This is a genomic window from Streptomyces sp. ATexAB-D23 (assembly GCF_000373645.1).
GTDB lineage: Bacteria > Actinomycetota > Actinomycetes > Streptomycetales > Streptomycetaceae > Streptomyces > Streptomyces castrisilvae.
In genome coordinates, this window is sequence record NZ_KB892024.1 from 289,583 (window position 1) to 311,382 (window position 21,800).

Annotated in this window: 18 protein-coding genes and 1 tRNA gene; 4 read left to right on the forward strand and 15 right to left on the reverse strand. The window is 71.1% G+C overall.

The genetic code is table 11. The features are described 5' to 3' along the window. Positions 1–14: 14 nt before the first annotated feature. From B082_RS0121930 to B082_RS0121970, 9 genes are all read right to left on the reverse strand, one after another. Positions 15–821, reverse strand: coding sequence for an HAD family hydrolase (locus B082_RS0121930; protein ID WP_018553964.1), 807 nt, complete (start codon positions 819–821; stop codon positions 15–17). Beyond that, complete coding sequence (gene serS, locus B082_RS0121935) at positions 818–2,107, reverse strand: serine--tRNA ligase (RefSeq protein ID WP_018553965.1); 1,290 nt, start codon at positions 2,105–2,107, stop codon at positions 818–820. The genes B082_RS0121930 and serS overlap by 4 nt, the downstream gene beginning before the upstream one ends. Positions 2,108–2,729: 622 nt before the next feature. Next, complete coding sequence (gene pheA, locus B082_RS0121940; RefSeq protein WP_018553966.1) at positions 2,730–3,665, reverse strand: prephenate dehydratase; 936 nt, start codon at positions 3,663–3,665, stop codon at positions 2,730–2,732. Positions 3,666–3,724: 59 nt separating this feature from the next. After that, entirely contained in the window at positions 3,725–5,032 is a 1,308-nt protein-coding gene (efeB, locus tag B082_RS0121945) for an iron uptake transporter deferrochelatase/peroxidase subunit (RefSeq protein ID WP_018553967.1), read from the reverse strand. Between the two features lie 7 nt (positions 5,033–5,039). Next, the gene (locus B082_RS0121950) at positions 5,040–6,977 is read right to left on the reverse strand and encodes a copper resistance CopC/CopD family protein (RefSeq protein ID WP_018553968.1); all 1,938 of its coding nucleotides are present in this window, start codon (positions 6,975–6,977) and stop codon (positions 5,040–5,042) included. Between the two features lie 14 nt (positions 6,978–6,991). Beyond that, a complete protein-coding gene (locus tag B082_RS0121955; RefSeq protein WP_018553969.1) occupies positions 6,992–7,441 on the reverse strand; it encodes a copper chaperone PCu(A)C in 450 nt (149 codons plus the stop codon). After that, positions 7,438–8,091 carry an SCO family protein gene (locus B082_RS0121960; protein ID WP_018553970.1) on the reverse strand — a complete coding sequence of 218 codons (654 nt, stop codon included), beginning with the start codon at positions 8,089–8,091 and terminating at the stop codon, positions 7,438–7,440. Before B082_RS0121960 ends, B082_RS0121955 begins: the two co-directional genes overlap by 4 nt. A gap of 49 nt (positions 8,092–8,140) precedes the next feature. After that, positions 8,141–8,887 (reverse strand): YcnI family protein, encoded by a 747-nt coding sequence (locus B082_RS0121965; RefSeq protein ID WP_018553971.1) that lies wholly within the window; start codon positions 8,885–8,887, stop codon positions 8,141–8,143. 164 nt (positions 8,888–9,051) lie between these two features. Beyond that, entirely contained in the window at positions 9,052–9,870 is an 819-nt protein-coding gene (locus B082_RS0121970) for a hypothetical protein (protein WP_199783829.1), read from the reverse strand. A gap of 268 nt (positions 9,871–10,138) precedes the next feature. On the opposite strand from B082_RS0121970, the gene B082_RS0121975 reads away from it, so the two are divergent. Continuing rightward, complete coding sequence (locus B082_RS0121975; protein WP_037710623.1) at positions 10,139–10,681, forward strand: ATP-binding protein; 543 nt, start codon at positions 10,139–10,141, stop codon at positions 10,679–10,681. 51 nt (positions 10,682–10,732) lie between these two features. On the opposite strand, the gene B082_RS0121980 is transcribed toward B082_RS0121975, so the two are convergent. Continuing rightward, on the reverse strand, positions 10,733–12,196 hold the full coding sequence (locus B082_RS0121980) for an aminopeptidase P family protein (protein WP_018553974.1): 1,464 nt from the start codon (positions 12,194–12,196) through the stop codon (positions 10,733–10,735). Between the two features lie 120 nt (positions 12,197–12,316). Beyond that, positions 12,317–13,687, reverse strand: a complete 1,371-nt coding sequence (locus B082_RS0121985; RefSeq protein ID WP_234018204.1) for a PP2C family protein-serine/threonine phosphatase — start codon at positions 13,685–13,687, stop codon at positions 12,317–12,319. Between the two features lie 597 nt (positions 13,688–14,284). Between B082_RS0121985 and B082_RS0121995 the strand changes: the two genes are divergently transcribed. After that, the gene (locus B082_RS0121995) at positions 14,285–15,001 is read left to right on the forward strand and encodes a bifunctional DNA primase/polymerase (protein ID WP_018553977.1); all 717 of its coding nucleotides are present in this window, start codon (positions 14,285–14,287) and stop codon (positions 14,999–15,001) included. A gap of 716 nt (positions 15,002–15,717) precedes the next feature. On the opposite strand, the gene B082_RS0122000 is transcribed toward B082_RS0121995, so the two are convergent. The 3 genes from B082_RS0122000 to B082_RS0122010 form a co-directional block, all read right to left on the reverse strand. Continuing rightward, positions 15,718–16,683: a DUF5926 family protein gene (locus B082_RS0122000; protein ID WP_018553978.1), complete on the reverse strand. Its 966-nt coding sequence runs from the start codon at positions 16,681–16,683 to the stop codon at positions 15,718–15,720. A 118-nt stretch (positions 16,684–16,801) separates the two neighbouring features. Then, positions 16,802–17,413, reverse strand: coding sequence for an ATP-binding protein (locus B082_RS0122005; protein ID WP_234018205.1), 612 nt, complete (start codon positions 17,411–17,413; stop codon positions 16,802–16,804). Positions 17,414–17,648: 235 nt separating this feature from the next. After that, entirely contained in the window at positions 17,649–18,497 is an 849-nt protein-coding gene (locus B082_RS0122010) for a glycerophosphodiester phosphodiesterase family protein (RefSeq protein WP_018553980.1), read from the reverse strand. A gap of 190 nt (positions 18,498–18,687) precedes the next feature. Here B082_RS0122010 and B082_RS0122015 point away from each other — a divergent pair, with 190 nt between their 5' ends. Continuing rightward, positions 18,688–20,220: a S1C family serine protease gene (locus tag B082_RS0122015; RefSeq protein ID WP_018553981.1), complete on the forward strand. Its 1,533-nt coding sequence runs from the start codon at positions 18,688–18,690 to the stop codon at positions 20,218–20,220. A 55-nt stretch (positions 20,221–20,275) separates the two neighbouring features. Beyond that, positions 20,276–20,363: transfer RNA gene (locus B082_RS0122020), tRNA-Ser, on the forward strand. 139 nt (positions 20,364–20,502) lie between these two features. On the opposite strand, the gene B082_RS0122025 is transcribed toward B082_RS0122020, so the two are convergent. Then, on the reverse strand, positions 20,503–21,759 hold the full coding sequence (locus B082_RS0122025) for a tyrosine-type recombinase/integrase (RefSeq protein WP_018553982.1): 1,257 nt from the start codon (positions 21,757–21,759) through the stop codon (positions 20,503–20,505). Positions 21,760–21,800: the final 41 nt, after the last annotated feature.

Consider the following 21,800-nt stretch of genomic DNA (forward strand, 5'->3'; position numbering starts at 1 on the left):
CGGGACGGCCGTTCCTACGACTCCCGGAGCAGCTGCTCCAGTACCACGGCGATCCCGTCGTCCTCGTTCGACGCGGTGATCTCCTGAGCGACGGCCTTCAGGTCCTCGTGGGCGTTGGCCATGGCCACGCCGTGCCCTGCCCAGGCGAACATGGGGATGTCGTTCGGCATGTCGCCGAAGGCGATCGTGTCCGCCGCCTTCACGCCCAGCCGGCGTGCGGCGAGCGAGAGGCCGGTGGCCTTGCTGAGCCCCAGCGGAAGGATCTCCACGACCCCCGGACCCGCCATGACCACGTCGACCAGATTGCCGACCGCAGCCCGTGCGGCCTTGGCCAGTGCGTCGTCGTCCAGATCGGGGTGCTGTATGTAGACCTTGTTCAGCGGGGCGGCCCACATCTCGGCCGGATCCTGGACGAAGACGGCCGGACGCGGACCTTCCTGCACGCGGTAGCCCGGCCCGACCAGCACTTCGCCGTCGAGCCCGTCGCGGCTCGCGGCCAGCGCCAGCGGCCCGATCTCGGCCTCGACCTTGGACAGCGCGAGCCCGGCGAGCTGCCGGTCCAGCGTCAGCGAGGTCAGCAGCCTGTGCTCACCCGCGTGGTAGACCTGCGCCCCCTGCCCGCAGACGGCGAGGCCGTCGTAGCCGAGGTCGTCCAGGACGTGCCGGGTCCACGGGACGGCGCGGCCGGTGACGATGATGTGCGCCGCACCGGCCGCGGTGACGGCGGCCAGCGCCTCGCGCGTCCGTGCGGAGACGGTCTCGTCGTCACGCAGCAGGGTGCCGTCGAGGTCGGTCGCGACGAGCTTGTAGGGGAGGGTCACTTGGCGACCGGTTCCAGCAGCTCGCGCCCGCCCAGGTAGGGGCGGAGCACCTCGGGCACCCGCACCGAACCGTCGGCCAGCTGGTGGTTCTCCAGGATCGCAACGATGGTGCGCGGGACGGCGCAGAGCGTGCCGTTCAGCGTGGCCGGCGGCTGCATGACCTTCTTGCCGCCCCGGTTGTCCCGCATCCGCACGGAGAGCCTGCGCGCCTGGAACTCACCGCAGTTGGACGCCGAGGTGAGCTCGCGGTACTTGCCCTGGGTCGGAATCCACGCTTCGCAGTCGTACTTCCTGGTGGCCGAAGCCCCCAGGTCCCCGCTGGCGACATCGATCACCTGGAAGGGCAGCTCAAGGCCGGTGAGCCACTGCTTCTCCCAGTCCAGCAGGCGCAGGTGCTCCGCCTCCGCGTCGGCCGGGTCGACGTACGTGAACATCTCGACCTTGTCGAACTGGTGGACCCGGAAGATCCCCCGGGTGTCCTTGCCGTACGTGCCCGCCTCGCGGCGGAAACAGGGCGAGAAGCCCGCGTAGCGCAGCGGCAGCTTCTCCGCGTCGATGATCTCGTCCATGTGGTACGCGGCGAGGGGTACCTCGGAGGTGCCGACCAGGTACTGGTCGTCCTTCTCCAGGTGGTAGACGTCCTCGGCGGCCTGGCCGAGGAATCCGGTGCCCTCCATGGCGCGCGGGCGGACCAGCGCCGGGGTGAGCATCGGGGTGAAACCGGCCTCGGTGGCCTGGGCGATCGCCGCGTTGACGAGGGCGAGCTCCAGCAGCGCGCCCACGCCGGTCAGGTAGTAGAAACGCGAGCCGGATACCTTGGCGCCGCGCTCCATGTCGATCGCGCCCAGCGACTCGCCGAGCTCCAGGTGGTCCCTGGGCTCGAATCCCTCGGCGCCGAAGTCGCGGATCGTTCCGTGCGTCTCCAGGACGACGAAGTCCTCCTCGCCGCCGACCGGCACGTCCGGGTGGACGATGTTGCCGAGCCGGAGGAGCAGATTCCTGGTCTCCGCGTCGGCCTCGGCCTGTGCCGCGTCGGCCGCCTTGACGTCGGCCTTGAGCTGCTCGGCTCTCTTCAGCAGCTCGGCGCGCTCCTCGGGGGACGCCTTGGGGATGAGTTTGCCGAGCGACTTCTGCTCGGAACGGAGTTCGTCGAAGGCGGTCCCGGACGACCTGCGCCGTTCGTCGGCGGAGAGCAGGGCATCGACGAGCGCGACGTCCTCTCCCCGGTTGCGCTGGGAGGCGCGAACACGGTCGGGGTCCTCACGAATCAGGCGAAGGTCAATCACTCCTCCAGGCTACCGGTGTCGGCTTCCCCTGCTTGAACCGATAGGGGCAAGCGTGGCGCTTTGCCCGAATTGCCGGTATTCGACATTCTGGGGGCGAGCTGCCGGGCCGGAATCGAAGCGTGTATCGAAGAAAGGGCCGCTATTCCCCTAAATGGGACAGAAGGGGTGTGGGCTCCTGACGTATCGGCCTTGCCCGGCACGGCAGTTGGTTGCCGCTTGTCCACAGGAATGGGTGATCCGGCAAAGTTATCCACAGGCTGTGGGGGAAGTCTGTGGACGTGGAGGAGGTCATTCCGGGAGGCCTGCGAAAACGCGTGGATTCGCAGTTCAAACCCGCTTTATACGCTCGTTCGGGTGGGAATTGCTCGCTCTAAAGAGTTGATCAATGGAATTGGGCTGACACCGGGTGGCCTGCGACCCTGTGGGCCGGTCTGGGTGGGGTGTGTTGATTTGTCGACCATGTCGCATTGCCGTGTCGACTTGTCCCCAGCCTCGGGTACGCACCTGTGGATAACTTTTCCCGGTAAGGCAATCAGCTGATCCCATCGGCCAGGGAGGCGGGCGACAGCCCGCCCGCCGGCTCCCCCTACCAGTCCAGCAGCTGCTTGCCGGCCGAGAGCTGTCAGGCGCGTCCGTCCTGGTTGCGGGCCAGCCAGTCCGAGGCCTCGGTGAACTCGGCGTCGGAGGTCCCCGCGCGCAGCGGGCGTACATCCGCCGGCGTCACACCGGCCCGCGGGTACGAGCCGAGGAACCGCACATTCGGGCAGATCCGCTTCAGCCCCATCAGCGCCTCGCCGACCCGGCGGTCGGAGATGTGGCCCTCGGCGTCCACCGCGAAGCAGTAGTTGCCGATGCCCGCCCCGGTCGGCCGCGACTGGATCAGCATCAGGTTCACCCCGCGCACCGCGAACTCCTGGAGCAGTTCGAGCAGGGCGCCGGGGTGATCGTCCCCCAGCCAGATGACGACGGAGGTCTTGTCCGCGCCGGTCGGCGCCGCGGGCCGGGCCGGCCGGCCCACCAGCACGAAGCGGGTCTGCGCGTTCTCCGCGTCATGGATCTCGGTGACGAGCGGTTCGAGCCCGTACGTCGCCGCCGCGAACTCCCCGGCGAACGCGGCGTCGTACCGGCCCTCCTGCACGAGCCGCGCGCCGTCCGCGTTGGAAGCCGCCGACTCCCATACGGCCTGCGGGAGATGGGCGGCCATCCAGTTGCGTACCTGCGGCTGCGCGGCCGGGTGGGCGGTGACCGTCTTGATGTCGGACAGCTTGGTGCCGGGCCGCACCAGCAGCGCGAAGGTGATGGAGAGCAGCACTTCGCGGTAGATCATCAGCGGTTCACCGCTGGTGAGCTGGTCGAGCGTGGTGGTGATGCCGCCCTCGACGGAGTTCTCGATCGGTACGAGCGCCGCGGCGGCCGTACCGCCGCGTACCGCGTCCAGGGCCGCCGGTACGGAGACCATCGGGACCAGTTCGCGGGTGGCGGCTTCCGGGAGCGTACGGAGGGCGACCTCGGTGAAGGTGCCCTCGGGGCCGAGATAGGCGTAGCGCGTGGCGGACATACCGTCACCCTAATGCGCGGTGACGGCTCGGAAGTCCAGGTCTGCGGAGCCGCGGTGGCTCAGGACTCCAGAAGCCGCTGCCCCACGTACTCCCCGGCCGCGGCCCCGCCCGGCACGGCGAACAGCCCGCTCGCCTCGTGGCGCAGGAAGGGGGAGAGCGCGTCCCCCCGGTCGAGCTTGCGCTGCACGGGCACGAAGCCGCGCAGCGGATCGGCCTGCCAGCAGATGAACAGCAGCCCCGCGTCCGGGGTGCCGTCGGCGGCGATGCCGTCGTGGTACGAGAACGGCCGGCGCAGCATCGCGGCACCGCTGTTGCGCTCGGGGGCGGAGATCCGGGCGTGCGCGTTGTCCGGGATCAGGAGCTTGCCGTCGGACCCGACCTTGTCGAGGTCCATGGCGGTGGTCTCCGTGCCGCCGCTGAGCGGGGCACCGTCCGACTTGCGTCGGCCGATGACCCGCTCCTGCTGCCCGACGGGGAGCTTCTCCCAGTCGTCGAGCAGCATCCTGATCCGCCGGACCACCGCGTACGAGCCGCCCGCGAGCCAGTCGTAGGCGGCGTCGCGGCCGCCGGGGACGAAGATCCGCTTGTCGAAGTCGCTGTCGGCAGGCTTCGGGTTGCCGGTGCCGTCGACCTGGCCCATCAGGTTGCGGGCCGTCATCGGCTTGGCGGTGGCGCCGGGCGTGCGGTTGAAGCCGTTCATCTGCCAGCGCACAGTGGCCGTCGAACCGGCCTCCTTCTGTACCGCCCGCAGGGCATGGAACGCGACGAGCGCGTCGTCGGCGCCGATCTGCACCCACAGATCCCCGTTGGACCGGCCGGTGTCGAGGTGGTCGGACGAGAACGGCGGCAGGGGGTCGAGGCCCGGAGGCCGACGGGAGGCCAGGCCCGTGCGTTCGAAGAAGGTGGCGCCGAAGCCGAAGGTGACGGTCAGCGAGGAGGGCCCCGCGTCCAGCGCGATGCCGGTGTCGTGCACACTGCCGTCCGCCGCGGAGCCGGCGGCGGGTTCGCCGGCCATCAGCCGCTGGGCCGCGGCGGACCAGCGACGCATCAGGGCGGCGGCCTCCTTGCGGCCGGCGCCGGCGGTGAGGTCGAAGGCGACGAGGTGGCCGCACGCCTGAAGCGGAGTGGTGATCCCCGGTTGATGTTTCCCGTGAAACATCACCTCGGTGGAGCCGACCGACGTCAGCGCCGTCGGTGGATCGTCGCGCGTGGCGGCATAGCCGGTGGCGCCGCCGGCCGCTCCGAGTACCAGCCCGGTAGCTCCGGCCGCGCCTGCCGTGCCGAGCAGCCGCCGCCGCGAAATCGCTCCGGCCCTGCCGTTGTCACGGCTCTTGTCGCTCTTGTTGCTCGCGCTGTTTCCGCTCACGTCCTGCTCAGCCGATCTTCACGTTCTTGTCGACCGTCGTCTGGTCGATGTCCGACGTCCGCACGGTCACCGCGACGTTCCAGTCGCCCGCGATCGGGAGCTGGAGGCCGGTGGCGGTCCAGTGTCCCTCGGTCAGTCGGACCGGAACGGCCGGGAGGGGGCCGATGTCCTTGGACTTCAAGGTGAACGCGACCTTCACCTCGGGGACGTCCATGGCCTTTCCGCCGCTGTCCTTGATCCACAGGTGGATCACGTTGGCTCCGGTGCGACCCGGGTCGATGTCCATCCGGACCGTGCCCTTGCCGTTCTCGCCGCCCGTCTCGAAGGGCAGGGAGAGGTTGACGGGCCCGTCCGCCACGGGTACGGCGGCCGCCGTCGACGAGCGCGCTTCCTCCTCCGTACGGCCGGGTTCGGTCGAGGTCAGGACGGTGGTCACGGCCAGCAGGGCCACGGCGACGCCGACCTCGGCCAGCACGGAGCGCCGCAGCGCTGCCCGGCCGGGGTCGGCGTCACGTATCCGCTTCTGCTCGGCGGAGGCCACAGCCGCCCGCTGCCGGGCGAGCTGCGCTGCCCGGCCGGGGTCCGTGGCGGCCTCCGCCGCGGCCTCTTCCTCTTCCTCCGGCTCAGGGACACCGGATCCGGCAGCGGCTGCTGGCTCCTCCGTGCCGCCGCCCGCCGCGAGTCGGGCCGTCCACCTGCGGGACACGGACGCGACCCCGACCAGCGCGGCGACGAGCGCCACCTTCGCGATCAGCAGCTGCCCGTATCCGGTGCCGGTCAGCGCCGACCAGGTGCCGAGCTGCCGCCACGACTGGTAGACCCCGGTCGCGACGAGGAGGACCACGCTGGTGAACGCGATCGCGGAGAAGCGCCGTACGGCCGCCGCGGGGAGGTCCGGGGTGCGGTACAGCGCGGTCAGCAGGGCCACGAGCCCGCCCAGCCAGGCCGCGACGGCCAGCAGGTGGAGCACGTCCACGGGCATGGCGATACCGGGCTGGATGCCGGTCGACGCATGCTCGGCCAGCGCCCAGGTCCCGGCGATGCCGGCGGCGATGACCGCGCCGCCGATGGCGAGGCCGAAGGTGAGGTCCTTCTTCTCGCGCGGGTCCTCGCGCTTGGCGTACGTGCCGAACAGCACCGCGACGAACAGCGCGGCGGCACCGAGCAGCAGGAGCCGCGAGACGAGTGCGGCGCCGGGCTTGGTGTCGAGGACCGCCTTCAGGCCGTCGAGGTCGAACACGTCCCCGAGCTTCCCGGACCCGGTGTACGGGTTGCGCAGGAGCAGCATCGCGATGGTGGCCGCGGTGAGCGTCATCCAGCCGCGTACCACCAGGCGCTGCAGCGGACGCGCGCCCGCGCCGTGCCGCCAGCAGGCCAGCACGAAGGCGGCGCCGCCCGCGAGCACGATGAACCCGGCGTACGCGGCGTAGCGCGCGATGTCGTAGAGCGTGCCGACGAGGCCGCCCCCGGCCTCGTTGTCGGGAAGGGCGACGGTGGTCTCGGAGGGTGCGCCGATGGAGAAGGTGAAGGCGCCGGAGACGGGGTGGCTGTCGGCGGAGACCGCCTGCCAGGCGACGGTGTACGTACCGTCGGGCAGGCCGGTGCGCAGGGCGACGCCGTACTTCACGGTGGAGCCGCTGTGCAGGTCGCGCGGGGCGGCCTGGGTGTCGGCGCGCTTGCCCGAGGGGTCGAGGACGCGGATGGAGTCCGCGCCGAGAGCGACCTGCTCGGAGAAGGTGAGGGTGACCTCCTGGGGTGCGGTGGCGACCACCGCCCCGTCCTGCGGATCGCTCCCGGTGAGTGCGGCGTGGGCCGACGCGGGACCCGCGACGGCCAGCAGCAGACCGAACACCGCGCCGACGAGTGCGGCGAGGAGTCCGGCCGCGGCGAGCGGCCGTCGTGCGGCGTACGGGGGCGGCCCGAAGTGCGGGGCGGTGGCTGTCATGGTCTGTCAGTCCCTCACTGCTTCTTCGGGTTGTGGGTGGTCTCCTTCACGGGAAGGTCGACCTTGACCGCGCCGGCCTTCTCGAAGTGCAGCTCCACGGACACCTTCTGGCCCTGCTTGGGCTGCTGCTTGAGCTTCGCGAACATGATGTGGTTGCCACCGCGTTCGAGGTCCAGCTCACCGCCCGCGGGCACGTCGAAGGACGTCACCTCGCGCATGACCTGGTTCTTCGTCTCGTGGATCGTGACGTCGTCCGAGAGCGGGCTGGTGACCGAGGTGAGGCGGTCGGCTCCGTTGCCGTGGTTCTGCACGACGAGGAAGCCGGCTGCCATGTCGTTGACGGGCTGCGGCATGAACCCGCCGATGACCTTCAGCTCCGGCCGGTCCGAGGAGGACGAACACCCCGCCAGCGCCAGACCCGTGGTGAGGGTCAGGACACCGGCGAGGGCCGTACGGCGGTTCACGGGTTCTCCCCCTTGACGATCTTGGGGAGGTCCTTGGTGTAGTCGTCGGGCGTGGTGTCCTCGCTGTACAGCACGTACCCCTGGTCGGTCTTCGGGGAGAACGCGAGGACCTGCGAGCCGTGCATCGAGACGATCGTGCCGTCCTTCTCCTTCTTCGGCGCGTCCATGCCGATGCCGATCTGCCGGGCGCCCGCCTGGATGGTCGGGAAGTCGCCGGTGAGACCGATGAAGGACGGGTCCTGGGACTTGAGCCAGGTGCCCAGCGAGGCGGGGGTGTCCCGCTCCGGGTCGGTGGTGACGAAGATGACCTGGAGCTTGTCCTGGTCCGCCTGGGAGAGGGACTTCTTGGCGATCGCGATGTTGCTCATGATGAGCGGGCAGACGTCGGGGCAGTGGGTGTAGCCGAAGTAGATGAGAGTCGGCTTGCCCTTGGTCTGCTCGCGCAGGTCGTACTTCTTGCCGTGTGTGTCGGTCAGGACGAGGTTCGGCTTGGTGAACGGCTGGTCGAGCACCGTCGCGGCCTTGGTCTTCGCCTCCACCGACACATCGGCGATGGGCTTCTTGCTGTCGTTGTCACTGCCGCCACAGGCGGACAGGGTGAGCGCGGCCGCGACGACGAGCGCCGCGGCCGGCACGATCTTCTTAACCATGGAGCACTTTTCCTGGTGGGTCGATGGAGCGGGTGGGGCTTGGGCCGGATCAGGTGGTGGTGCGACGGCGGCCGGCCAGGACGCCGAAGGCCACGCCGGCGACACCGATGACGATGCCGATGACGCCGAGCACCCGGGCGGCGTTGTCCTGGGAAGAGGCCGACGAGGCGGTGGTGGTCTCCCCGCTCTTGTCGGAGGCGGCGGAGGAGTCCGATGAGGCGGAGGAGCCCGAGCCGGCCGCCGCGTCGGCCCCGTGCCCGTCACCCGACGCGGCCGTCAGCTTGAGGACGGGAGCGGGGGTGTCGGGCTCGTCGGCGCCCTCCTTCTGCTCCTCGATCCAGCGGACGACCTCCTTGTTGGAGTACGTCTGGACGGCCTTGAACACCAGCTGGTCGGCGTCCTCGGGGAGCTGGCCGACGGACAGGGGGAACTGCTGGAAGCGGCCGGGCTCGATCTTGCCGCCGGTCCAGGTGACCTTGGAGACGGCCTCGTTGATCGTCTTGCCGTGCATCTCCAGCGGCTTGTCGAGCTTGCTGGTCGTCACCTCGATGTCCCAGCCGGGTACCGGCTGCGGCATGACGGACGCCAGCGGGTGGTCGGTGGGGAAGCTGACTTCGAGCTTGGTCGTCGAGGCGTTGTCGCGCTCGTTGGGCACCTTGAAGTTGATGACGGCGTAACCGCCCTTGGCGGCCTCGCCCTGCGGCTGGACGCTGACGTGGGCGGAGGCCGTACCGGCGAGCAGCAGCACGGTCGACGCGGCGACGCCGCCGGCGAGGGCGATGCGGGAAACGTTCATGACAGAGATCACTCCACAGAGGCACGAAGGAAAGGTGCTCCGGCGCGCGGGTACGCACCGGCATCGCGACACCTCCTCCGCACGAGCGGAATGCGCGGACGACCCGCGGACGCGCCGAGAGGCGCGTGGCGTGGGCCGGACCGCATCGCGTGGAGGGCGTCGCGTCAGGCTGCGAGGGTGAGTACGGGAGGCGGCCCGCGCCGGATCACCATGTGCTGCAACGGGTCCCCGGTCGCCGGGCGCGGCGCGTCCACGGCGGTACGGGGGGTGCGCGGCCCGGTCGTGAGTTCGCCGGACAGGCCCGCGCGCAGGGCGGAGACGAGGCCGAACGCGGCCCGCAGCGCCCGGAGCCGGGCCCCTGCCGCGATCTGCTGGGCGCCGTGGGCCGAGAGCCGGGCGAGGCGGAACAGGGCGACTTCGCCCCGCCGCAGCAGCCAGCCGGTGGCCAGCGCGGCCAGCAGGTGCCCGAGCAGCATGGGCAGGCCGGGCAGCATTCCGGCGAGGCCGGTCGTTCCGGTGGCCCAGAGGCCGTCGGAAGGGGCCGCGGCCAGGTGCTGGTGCGCCTGTGCGGTCACCGCCACCGGGTCGACGCCCGCGGTGGTGACGATGTCGTGCGCGTCCGAGGCGTCCAGCTGACCGGGGCCGGCGCCGCAGACGAGGCTCGCCGCGAACCGGATGAGCGCGTCCTCGCCGCCGGTGGCCCGGGGCGTCGTGGTGTGCGTGCCCAGGCCGAAGAGGACGTGCAGGGCGAGCTGTCCGCCGGCCAGGGCCGCCGCGATGCCGGGCAGCGAACGTTCGCGCCCGGCGAGGGGGACGGCCACCGCGAGGACGCCGAGGAAGGCGGCGAGCAGCGTCCACCAGGGGACGGTCGCGCAGGCGGCCAGCGCATGCCCCGCCGCGGACAACGCGACGCAGACCGCGGCGAACACCGCGGCCCTCAGTAGCCGCAGACCGGCTCCGGCGCGTCCCACAGATGTAGACATGGCCGGGCCATCATCGCACCCGGCCCCCCGCCTCCGTACGGCAGGTCCGGAAGGTCGTCTTCCAGGCGGATTGGGCGCGAGCAGGGCCGTTCGGGCGGGTTCCGCACCCTCCTGGGTGGTACGGAAAGGGTCCCGTGGGGCGGGGCTACACCGGTGTGACGCATCCGGCCATCCGCCGATCGAGCGGTAAGACGGCACGCGCGTGCTTATGACCGCCCCTGCGTGGCATACGTATCGGTATGTCTAGCCGCATCCAGGAGGCCGGAGCATGAGCATCTGGTGGTCACTCCATTTGCGGCGCGAAGCTGCGAGCGTTCCGCTCGCCCGCCGGTTCCTGCTCGGCACGATGGAATCCGCGGGCGTTGACCCGGACATCTCCTTCGATCTGTCCCTCGCGCTCAGCGAAGCCTGTGCGAACGCGGTCGAGCACGGAGGGAAGCACGACGCCGCCGACGGCACCGGGAAAACCCGGGACGCCTGGGAGGAGCCGTCCGCCACGGCCAGTGGGCAGTACCGGGTCACCGCGTATCTGGACGGCGAGAAGTGCCGTATCGAAGTCGCCGATTCGGGGCCCGGCTTTCCCACCCGGGGCGGGCCGCACACATCCGGGCGGAAGCCCGGGAGCAGGCCGCCGGAACCGCAGTACGCGTCGTATCCGCCCGTCACCGCCGAGGAGGGGCGGGGGCTGTGCCTGATTGAGCAGCTCGCCGACCATGTGCACTTCGGGAACCGCCCGGGGCACGCGGGAGCGGTGGTGAGCTTCGACAAGGTCCTGAAGCGGCGGGAGGGCGCCCTGCTCATGGTGTCCTGAGCGGGGCGCCCTCCGGCGCACGGGCCCGGCCCGGTGCGGGCCGGCGGAGAATCAGCCCTTCAGCCGGGCCATCCACGCCTCGACCTCGTCGGCCTGCCGCGGCAGCTTGTCCGAGAGGTTCCGGTTGCCGTCCTCGGTGACCAGGATGTCGTCCTCGATCCGGACGCCGATGCCGCGGTACTCCTCCGGCACGGTCAGGTCGTCGGCCTGGAAGTAGAGACCGGGCTCGACGGTGAGGCAGACGCCCGGCTCCAGCGTCCCGTTGACGTACGCCTCGGTCCGCGCGGCGGCGCAGTCGTGGACGTCCATGCCGAGCATGTGGCCGGTGCCGTGCAGCGTCCAGCGGCGCTGGAGGCCCAGCTCCAGGACCTTCTCCACCGACAGGTCGCCCAGCAGGCCCCACTCGACGAGCTTCTCGGTGAGCACCCGCTGCGCGGCGTCGTGGAAGTCGCGGAAGTCGGCGCCGGGCTTGACCGCGGCGATACCCGCCTCCTGCGCCTCGTACACCGCGTCGTAGATCTTGCGCTGGAGCGGTGTGAACGTGCCGCTGATGGGAAGCGTGCGGGTCACGTCGGCCGTGTAGAGGTCGTTGGTCTCGACCCCGGCGTCGAGCAGCAGCAGCTCGCCCGAGCGGACCGCGCCGTCGTTGCGCACCCAGTGCAGGGTGGTGGCGTGCGGGCCGGCGGCGCAGATCGAGCCGTACCCGATGTCGTTGCCCTCGATGCGGGCGCGCAGGAAGAAGGTGCCCTCGATGTAGCGCTCGCTCGTGGCCTCCGCCTTGTCGAGGACCTTCACGACGTCCTCGAAGCCGCGCGCGGTGATGTCGCAGGCCTTCGTCAGCTCGGCGATCTCGAAGGCGTCCTTGACCAGCCGGGCCTCGGAGAGGTGGACGCGCAGTTCCTCGTCGCGCTCGGCGGTGACCTTGTCGGTCAGCGCGGCCTCGATCTCGGCGTCGTGGCCACGCACGTTGCGCACGGGGCCGGTGGCCTCGGTCAGGGCGGCGGGCAGCTCGCGCACGTCCTTCGCCGGGATGCCCAGCAGCTGCTCGGCCTCGGTGAGCGAGTGGCGGCGGCCGACCCACAGCTCGCCCTGGCCGTCGAGCCAGAACTCGCCGTCCTCCCGGTTCGAGCGGGGCAGCAGGTAGACGGTCGCCTCGTGGCCCTCGTCCGTCGGCTCCAGGACGAGGACGCCGTCCTGGGTCTGGTCGCCGGTGAGGTACGCGTATTCGGTGGAGGCGCGGAAGGCGTAATCGGTGTCATTCGAACGGGTCTTCAGCCGGCCCGCGGGAATGACCAGACGCTCGCCGGGAAAGCGCGCGGAGAGCGCCGCTCGGCGGTCGGCGGTGTGCCCGGCCTGGGCGATCGGCTCCAGACCGTGCAGTTCGGTGTCGGCCCAACCGGACTTCATGCTCGCGGCGAGCTCATCGGATACGCCCGGGTACAGGCCGTTCTTCCGCTGCTTGACCGTCTCTGTCTCTTCGGTCTCCGGGGTCTCCGGAATGAACTCCTCAGACACGACTTGTCTCTCCTTGGTACGACACTGGGCCCTCTCCATCGTACGGGCGTACGGAAGGGGGCCCAGGGCCGGAAGACCTCTTACACAAGGAGGCCGGCGCGGTGCGGAAAAAGGGGGGCGTCAGTCGAAGCGGGCGGCCACGACGACCACGTCCTCGGCACTGTCCGCGCGCCCGGCTCCCTCGGGCAGCACGGTGCGCACCACATGGTCGGCCACCGACCCGGCGTCCTGGCGCAGCGCCCTCGGCACGCTCGCCGCCGCCGAGTGCAGCCGCGCGAAGGCCCGGTCCATCGAGTCGCCGGCCCGGCGCAGCAGCCCGTCGGTGTAGAGCAGGACCGTCTCGCCGGGCGCCGGGGTGATGTCCACGCTGGGCGCCTCCCAGCACGACAGCATGCCCAGCGGGGCGGACAGGGTGGTCTCGACGTACGAGGTGCGGCGCTCACCGACGATCAGCGGCGGTGTGTGCCCGGCCCCGGCCAGCAGGATCTTGCGGCGGGCCGGTTCGCAGTACGCGAAGAGCGCGGTAGCCGAGCGGGCGGGCTCGGTCAGCCGCAGCAGCAGTTCGAGGTCGGAGAGTACGGCGACGGGGTCCTCTCCCTCCATCACCGCGTAGGCGCGCAGACCGGCGCGCAGCCGTCCCATGGCGGCCAGCGCGCTGGGTCCGGAGCCGCCCACCGAGCCGACGGCGAGACCGAGCGTGCCCTCCGGCAGGGCCAGCGCGTCGTACCAGTCGGTGCCGCCCTGCGGGGCCACCTGATGGCGTACGGCCAGCTGGACGCCGGGAATCCGGGGGAGCCGGGTGGGCAGGAGCTCCTCGGTCACGGTGGCGACGTCCGTCCTGGCCCGTTCCAGCTCCAGCAGGCGGGCCAGGTGCTCGGAGGCGTATCCGGCGTACAGGCCGACGAGGTGGCGCTGGCGCTCCAGCGGTTCGGCGGGTTCGTCGTAGAGCCAGACGGCCGCGGCGAGCCGTCCGGTCGCCCCGGTGGACAGGGGCAGCGCGTAGCTGGCGGCGTAGCCCAGCCGGGCGGCCACCTCGCGCCTGTGGGGGTCCACGCCGGGGTCGCCGAGCAGGTCGGGCGTGGTCAGCGGGCCTTCGGGGTTCGGCAGCCCTTCCAGGATGCGGCCGTAGGAGGTGGCGCTGCGCGGCACGGTCTCGATCTGGCCGAGTTCGGCGTGGGCCAGACCGAGCCCGACGGTGCTGACGGGGCCGCGGCGGTCGGAGGGCTCGAAGGCGACCAGTCCCCGACGGGCGCCGACCAGGGCGGCTCCGGCTTCGAGGAACTCGTGCAGTGCGTCGTCGAGGGTGCTGGTTCTGGCCAGCCGTTCGGTGAGTTCGTGGAGCGTGGTGAGGTCGGAGACCCAGCCGGCCAGGCGGTCCTGGATGAAGGCGCCGGGCGCCGCGGAGACCTCGTCGATCGGCCCGGCAGTGTGCGCCGAAACCGGAACTTCTGGATCGATTCCAGCCACTTTTGGCAGGTGCGGAGCGCTCATGGTCGTCGGCTTTCCGAGCGGTGTGTTCCGTCGAATAGCATCGCAAACCCCCATGTCATTCTGCGCCGCTACCAGTGCATCCACATGTACACGCACAAGTAAGGCGATGTCCAGCATTGTCCCCCCGGGAAACGCGGTGTTCCCGCGTTGGTCAACTTGGCCAAAAACTGCACCCTGTAGTGCCTATTCGGGGTCGACTGGGTCTGCCCGACGGGGGTGTACCTCTGGGTGAAGCCCCGGGGGAGCGTCATTCCGGGCATGCTGGGTACGTAAATCCTTGGATGGCCAGGGGCGGTCGCACCCGCCCCCGGAACCTGGCAGCGGGTCCGGACGTCCTCCCTTGTGACGGCCGCGCCCCACCCCCGAGTGGTGAGGCCGTACGCACGGACGGCAGGCGCGCCACGCGGCCTGCACCTCGCCACGATGTCGACTGCAAGCAGCTCGATCCGGCTCAGCACAGCTCACGCTCGGTACCGACGAATGACCCGTACCGCAGGCTCGACGAGCATGTACACCCAGTGAAGATCCGCACGCATGGTGTGACCGCGCACGATGTGGAGCGGACCCTCGGCGTTCAACGGAAAGGAACGAGCGCTCATGCGCGAGATCCTCGGAAGGCGACGCAGGCTCAGGTTCAGGCTCGGACGCAGGGGCGGCTCCGCCCGGCTCGACGCCGCCCTGACCTGTGCCACGGCCTGGCAGTGGCCCGTGCTCCCCGGAGCGGGGCTGCGGGCGGCCGGCGGCCGCGGTGACCGTGGGCACGGCTGCGCCTGCCCCGATCCCGAGTGCGCCGTGCCCGGCGCGCACCCCTTCGATCCCGGACTGCTCGCGGCGACCACCGACGCCCGGATGGTGCGCTGGTGGTGGACGAACCGGCCCACCGCGCCGGTGCTGCTCGCCACGGGCGGACGGGCGCCCTGCGCCCTGAGCCTGCCCGCCGTGGCCGGTGCCCGCGCCCTGGCCGAGCTGGAACTGGCGGGCGTACGGCTCGGCCCGGTCGTGGCGACGCCGACCCGGTGGTTGCTGCTGGTCGCCCCGTACACGCTCGAACGGCTCGGTGAGCTGCTGTACGCACAGGACTGGGTCCCCAGCTCGCTGCGGTTCCACGGCGAGGGGGGTTACGTCGTCCTGCCGCCCTCGGAGATCGGTACGGGGCGGGTGCGCTGGGAGCGTGCGCCGGAGCGGGTTTCCGGGCCGCGCGCCGGAGGGGTGGTCGCCGCCGCGCCGTGGCTGCCGGATGTGGGGGAGGTGCTGGACGCGCTGGTCGCGGCGAGCACGAGTGCCCCCGACGGCGGAAGCAGACTGGCTCACTGAGCGTTCGACAGCCGGGTTGGCCCGTTTCCGGTGTGCGTGTGTTCTTTTGGAACGCATTCATTACGGATTTCTGTCGGTTCTCTGCCCGGTCTCCGGCGAATCCCTTCCGTACTCCGTACCTCCTCCCCGCCCTTCCGACTTGCTTCACGTTTCACATTCTCCGCGTAAACCGCCGGCCCGCTGTATCGATCTGTTTCTGCCGGCCCGTTTGCGCCGTCTCATTCACGTCGGCCCGTTTGTGCCGGTGCGATTGCCCTGTCGCCAAGTGGCGCCCGGGTGCGGCGGGCCGGGTAAATCCGGGCGGCGGCGGGGTACCTGATGGCGCTTCGGGCGCTGGTCCGGGGCGGCTGTGATCGTGCCACGGCCCCAACCGGCGTACGCGGCCGCAGGACTGATGCCGGGCCATCGGGGGGAGGAGTGCGGGGGCGGGAAGCGAGGCAGCGGGCCTGCGCGCGGCTTGTGCGGGGGCCGTACGCGGCTTGTGCGGGGGCCTGTGCGCGGCTTGTGCGCCGCGGGGCACGCCCTGCGGCGCCGTACCCGGAAATGAGGATGCCCGGTCGCTGGCGACGGGGGATGCACCAGCGACCGGGCTTCTAGAACGGTAACAAGAGATCTGCCGTTCGCAAATTCGATCTCGCGTATTCGGACAGCGATTTACCTGTCAGTACGGGGGAGTTGTGACGCGGGTCACCGTTCGGTCCGCTTGCTGGTGACTGTCAGCTGAGCGTCACCTGGCGGTTGGTGAGCCCGCCGCGCGCCCGCCGCTCCTCGGCGGTGAGTGGCGCGTCCGAGGCGAGCGCCTTCGCGAGCCGCTCCGCGAATGCGGCGGCCGGCTTCTCGCAGTCCTCCGCGCCCATCGCGCTCGGCAGGTCCCAGACCGGGACCATCAGCCCGTGCGCCCGGAACGAGCCGACCAGCCTGGTGTCGTCACCGAGCGACGACTCGCCGGCGGCGTGCAGCCGGGCGAGCGCGTCGAGCAGCTGCTCCTCGGCGTGCGGCATGACCCAGCGCAGGTGGTTCTTCTCCGGCGTCTCGCACCAGTAGGCGGCATCCACCCCGGAGAGCAGGACGGTCGGGATCGCCGCGTCGTTCGCACGCTCCAGCGAGGCGCTCACCTCGGCCGTGGCGTTCTCCGCGTCCGGCACCCAGAACTCGAAGCCGGAGTGGACGACCGGCGCGAAGGACGCGTCGGCGTCCAGCAGGTCCTGCAGCCGGGGGCCGTCGGCCGGCACACGGCGGGCGGCCACGGGCGAACCCGGCTCCGCCTCCAGCGCACGCTGGAGCGTGTCCGCGAGGTCCCGGCTCAGGTCACCGGACGAGGTGTCGTTCTGCAGGGCGAGCAGCACGGAACCGTCCTCGCGGCGCAGTGCGGGCCAGGCCATCGGGAGGACCGTCGCGAGCGTCACCGAGGGCACGCCCTCGGGCAGGCCGCCCTTGAGCGTCAGCTCGGCCGTGGCCGCCGGGACCAGCTCGCGCAGCGCGACCCAGTCGCACTCCCCGGCCAGCCCCTCGAACGGGCGCTGGACCAGCTCGGTCACTGCCTGGGCCGCGGCCCGGCCGTGACAGGCCTTGTAGCGGCGGCCCGAACCGCACGGGCAGGGCTCGCGAGCCCCGACCACCGGGATCTCGCCGTCCTTGAGCTGCTGCTTCCCGGCCTTGGTCTGAGGGCGCTTCTTAGCCATGGTGGGCTTTCTCCCGATTGCGACAGTGCGGTCTGGCCCGCGAGCCTAGCCGCCCCACCGCTGTCCGGGGCACAGCCGCCCTCGCCCCGCTCCCGGCTCGTGCCCGCGGTCGTCGCCTTCAGCCCACGTCGTCGAACGCGTCGTCGAACGCGCCGGAGAAATCCAGCCCTTCGAACCCCGGGACGACGGTGGTCTTCGGCGCGCTCGGCAAGCCGGTCACGCCGCGCGTCCGCCCGCCGTTCCGGCCGCCCGGCCGCTCGCCGGGGCGCCCGTGTGAACGGTGGGCCCCATGGCCCGCGCTGACGAGCACCCAGACGGTGACCTCGCCGGGGGCGTCGTCACGTACGCCCCACTCCTGGGCCAGCGCGCTGATGATGTTGAGCCCTCGACCACCGCGCGCGGTCACCGAGGGGGTGGCCGGAACCGGCCTGGTCGGGCCGCCGCCGTCCGTCACCTCGACCGTCAGTCCGCCCGTCCGGTCGACGCGCCACGCGGCACGGACGTCGCCCTCTCCTCTCTCTGCCTGCCGGCCCAGCGGCCTGCCGTGCCGGCAGGCATTGCTGAGCAGCTCGGAAAGAATCAGCACCGCATCGTCGACGACCGAATCCGACACCCCGTGGCTGCGCAACTGCTCACGCATCCGCTGCCGTGCCTGTCCCACGCCCGCCGGGCCATGAGGTACGGCCATGCTCGACGACGTGGGCACCTCCTGTGCCACCACCAACGCCACCCCCGAGACCTCCTTTGTCCCCACGCCACGGAGTGGATGCCCTCCAGGGCTGTGCCGGAAACCGGCCAATGGTCTGGCAGTGACGCACTCGTCACCATCGGACACAGTCCGAGTGCGCCGGTGTACTCCCTGTAGTTGATCTACTGAAGGGCTCATGCGCTGATGCGATCTACTGAGGTGCAGGTGCAGGTGCAGGTGCAGGTGCAGGTGCGTCGGAGGGGTGGCGGCGTCGACGCTACGAGCGGCCCAGTTGCGCCAGAACCTGCTTGGGGCGGTTGGTGATGATGGCCTCGACGCCGAGTCGGACGCACAGCTCGACGTCCTCGGGCTCGTTGACCGTCCAGACATGAGCCCGGTGCCCGGCCCGGTGGAGCCGTTCGATGTAGCCGGGGTGGCTGCGCACGATCCGCATGCCGGGGCCGGCGATCCGGGCTCCGGCCGGCAGCCGCCCGTCACGCAGGCGGGGGGAGACGAACTGCATGAGATAGACGGTGGGCAAATGGGGTACGGCGTCGCGGACGCGGTGCAGCGAGCGGGCCGAGAAGCTCATGACGCGTACGGGCGAGGGGCTGCCGGCGGGCGGGGGCGCGTCGAGTTCGAAGCGTTTCAGCAGGTGCAGGAGCCGTTCCTCGACCTGGCCGGCCCAGCGCGTCGGATGCTTGGTCTCGATGGCCAACTGGAGCGGCCGCCCGCCCGCCCGTGTCTCGACGAGGAGTTCGAGGAGCCGTTCCAAGGTGAGTACGGAGGTGAGCTCGCCCGGCACCGGGTCCCAGTCCGGTGACTCGGTCTCGTCCCGGTCCTTCCAGGAGCCGAAGTCGAGGGCGGCGAGTGCGTTCAACTCCAGGGCGGAAACCGCGCCACGCCCGTTGGACGTACGGTTCACTCTGCGGTCGTGTACGCATACGAGGTGGCCGTCGGCCGTGAGTCGTACGTCGCACTCCAGGGCGTCGGCACCGTCCTCGATCGCTTTCCGGTACGCGGCGAGGGTGTGCTCGGGGGCGTCGTCGGACGCGCCCCGGTGTGCGATGACCTGGATGGGATGCTGCTCGGGGCGGTGCTGCCGTGCTTGGGTCACCCGGGTCATGGTGTCACCGGGAGACCATGGGTGTGCGCACCTTGCGACGCAGGACCGTTTTGTCCGTTGTAAGGACCCGTGCGCAGATGCACAGGTCCTGCTTACAGTGGCCTGACGTGTTGTGGGAAAGGCTGGTCCCAGACACGTACACAGCGGATCTCTTGCCGAATGATGATGTGGAACCGAGGAGTATAGAGCTGTGAGCACAGAGAACGAGGGCAACGAGGGCAACGCGGCCGAGGCCGCCCCGTCCGTTCCGTCCGCACCTCCCGTGCCGGCCGACACTCCCCAGGCGCACTCGGAGGACGCGCCCCCCGCCGTGTCCCACCCCGGCCCGACGGCCCCGCAGCAGCCGCCCGTCTCCCACGCGCAGGACCCGGCGGCCGCGCAACAGCAGCCGCCGGCCTCCCCCGTACAGGACCAGGCGACCACGCAGCTGGCCGCGGTTTCGGCGACGCCGCAGTACGCCCCCCCGGCCCCGCCGCAGTCCGCGGCCGATGCCGGCTGGCCCCCGCCGCCGCCCGCCGTTCCCGCGTACGCGCACCCGCAGGCCGGTGGCGGCGGTCCCGTCTGGGGTCCGCCCGGCGCACCGCACGCACCGCACGCCCCCGAAGCGCCGCGCAAGCGGGGTGCGGGCGGTCTGGTCGCCGCGGTGGCCGTGGCGGCGCTCGTCGCGGGCGGCATCGGTGGCGCCCTCGGCTACTGGGCGGCGGACAGCAACGACGGCTCCGGTTCGACGACCGTCTCTGCCTCCGCCAATCCCCAGGACCTGAAGCGCGACCCGGGCACGGTCGCCGGCGTCGCGGCCAAGGCGCTCCCCAGCGTGGTTACGATCGACGCGAAGGGCGGCGACGGCGAGGGCGGCACGGGTACGGGCTTCGTGTACGACAAGGAAGGCCACATCCTCACGAACAACCACGTGGTGGCCTCCGCCGCGGACAGCGGCCAGCTCACGGCGACGTTCTCCGACGGCAGGAAGTACGACGCCGAGGTGGTCGGCCGGGCCCAGGGCTACGACGTGGCCGTGCTGAAGCTGAAGAACCCGCCGCAGTCCCTGACCCCGCTCCCTCTGGGCAACTCGGAGCAGGTGGCGGTCGGCGACTCGACCATCGCGATCGGCGCCCCGTTCGGCCTGTCCAACACGGTGACCACGGGCATCATCAGCGCGAAGAACCGCCCGGTCGCCTCCGGTGACGGCAACGGCGGCAGCAACTCGTACATGAGCGCCCTGCAGACCGACGCCTCGATCAACCCGGGCAACTCCGGCGGCCCGCTGCTGAGCGCGGGCGGCGCCGTCATCGGGATCAACTCGGCGATCCAGTCGACCGGCAGCTCCGGCCAGAGCCAGGCCGGCTCGATCGGCCTCGGCTTCGCGATTCCGATCAACCAGGCGAAGACGGTCGCGGAGCAGCTGATCAAGACGGGCCAGCCGGTCTACCCGGTCATCGGCGCCACGGTGACGATGGACGACCAGAGCGGCGGCGCGGTCATCTCGGACCAGGGCTCCGGCGGCACGGAAGCGGTCACCAAGGACGGCCCGGCGGCCAAGGCCGGCCTCCGCGCGGGCGACGTCATCACGAAGTTCAACGACACCGTCGTCGACAGCGGCCCCACCCTGATCGGCGAGATCTGGACCCACAAGCCCGGCGACCGCGTCACCCTGACCTACGAGCGCGACGGCAAGACGGCAACGGCCGAAGTCACCCTGGGGGAGCGCAAGGGCGACAGCTGACCGGCTAGGCTGTTCCCCGCGCCGGACACATCCACACGGATCGCGGCCGGCGCGGGGTGGGTTGCCCGAGCGGCCTAAGGGAACGGTCTTGAAAACCGTCGTGGCGCGAGTCACCGTGGGTTCAAATCCCACACCCACCGCCACAGGTCAGAGAATGAGCAGGTCAGAGGGCGGGTCTCCGAGTCGGAGACCCGCCCTCTGCGTTCACCTTGTCTCACCCCGGGTGCCTGTTTCCCGGTGTTGGCCAGGCCGTGTGGGCCATACGTGGGCCAGAACCGCGCCCTACTCCTCCGCCCGAAGCCCCTGCTCAACGAGCAGATTGGCCGCCGCCGACCCGCCCTTGAGCAGCTTGGCGTAGAAGCGGTAGAGCACCGCGAGACTGTGGCCGGCGCGGGACGCGGCTTCCACCGGGTCCATGCCGGACTTGATCCACAGAGAAATGGCCGCGTGACGCAGGGCGTACGGAACGTCGGCGAGCGGGGTGCCCTGCTCCCGCTCGCCGAGTACGGCCTTCCGCGCCTCGCTCCAGACCTCGGAGTACTCGTTTGAGGTGAGGCGGCCACCGCGCACCGCCCGGAACAGCCGTCCGTCCGGTGCCACGCCGAAGCGCGCGATGTGAGCGCGGACCATGCGGACGTACACCGGCGGGACGGGCACGGCGCGTACGGACTTCCGGGCGCGGTGCTTGAGGCCCCGTTCGTCGTGGGACTTCCCGCTGTCGGTCCAGCCGCTTCCCACCTCGGGGTGGCTCTCCGACACCAGGACTTCGCCCCACGCGTCCGGCTCGCTCTCCGGTGGCAGATCGAAATCCGACTCCCGCAGGGCCACGGCCTCGCCGGGACGCGTCGCCACGTAGTACACGGCCCCGTAGAACGCCTCCAGGTGCTCGCCCCGGGCCCCCTGGGCGGCCACGGCGGCGAGCAGGGCGCGAGCGAGCCGTGGGCCGGGCACCCAGCGGAAGTCGACCTCATCCGAGGTCTGGGGTGCGGTCCAGTCGACGGACAGGAACGGGTGGCGGGTGAGGAGAGCCCGCTCCTCAACGGCGTACCGGAAGGCGTTGCTCAGCACCATGCGCTTCCGGTTCGCCGTGTTCTCCGCCGCCTGCTTCCCGTTCAGGAGCTTGGAGAGGGCGGACAGCGCCGCCCGTACGTGCTCCGGCTTCGCGGCCTCATCCACCCGCATGGAGCGCTGAGCGACCCAGTCCAGCGCCTCGCGGACGCCGTCCGGGAGTTCTTGGCCGTCAGCACGCGAGATCAACTGTTCCTCCGGACCGTCCACGGCCCGGAACGCCCACTGATAGAGGGCGGCCCGGAGCACGCGAGCGTCAGGGCGGGCGCCCCGCCCGCTCGTGAAGACGGGCGTCACGACGGCAAGGGACTCCGCAATGCTCGCGCGATGCTTGGCCGCCGCCCCGGGCCACTTCATCAGCGCGTACGCCTTGGCGTGCTCGTACCACGTCGGCATGGAGAGCGCGGCGAGTTCCTTCTCAGGAAGGCCGGTTTCCTCGTCGAATTGCTGCCCAGCCCGCAGGGCCGCCATGAGTTGGGAACGTCGGCCGTCTGCCTGTGGCTTCAGCGCGT

Bases quoted from the DNA above. Each gene is read 5' to 3' on its own strand.
- pheA (WP_018553966.1), bottom strand. From the start codon at position 3,665: ATGTCCGCCACGCGCTACGCCTATCTCGGCCCCGAGGGCACCTTCACC.
- B082_RS0121950 (WP_018553968.1), bottom strand. From the start codon at position 6,977: ATGACAGCCACCGCCCCGCACTTCGGGCCGCCCCCGTACGCCGCACGA.
- B082_RS0121960 (WP_018553970.1), bottom strand. From the start codon at position 8,091: ATGGTTAAGAAGATCGTGCCGGCCGCGGCGCTCGTCGTCGCGGCCGCG.
- B082_RS0121965 (WP_018553971.1), bottom strand. From the start codon at position 8,887: ATGAACGTTTCCCGCATCGCCCTCGCCGGCGGCGTCGCCGCGTCGACC.
- B082_RS0121970 (WP_199783829.1), bottom strand. From the start codon at position 9,870: ATGTCTACATCTGTGGGACGCGCCGGAGCCGGTCTGCGGCTACTGAGG.
- B082_RS0121975 (WP_037710623.1), top strand. From the start codon at position 10,139: ATGAGCATCTGGTGGTCACTCCATTTGCGGCGCGAAGCTGCGAGCGTT.
- B082_RS0121985 (WP_234018204.1), bottom strand. From the start codon at position 13,687: ATGAGCGCTCCGCACCTGCCAAAAGTGGCTGGAATCGATCCAGAAGTT.
- B082_RS0121995 (WP_018553977.1), top strand. From the start codon at position 14,285: ATGCGCGAGATCCTCGGAAGGCGACGCAGGCTCAGGTTCAGGCTCGGA.
- B082_RS0122000 (WP_018553978.1), bottom strand. From the start codon at position 16,683: ATGGCTAAGAAGCGCCCTCAGACCAAGGCCGGGAAGCAGCAGCTCAAG.
- B082_RS0122010 (WP_018553980.1), bottom strand. From the start codon at position 18,497: ATGACCCGGGTGACCCAAGCACGGCAGCACCGCCCCGAGCAGCATCCC.
- B082_RS0122025 (WP_018553982.1), bottom strand. From the start codon at position 21,759: ATGGCGGCCCTGCGGGCTGGGCAGCAATTCGACGAGGAAACCGGCCTT.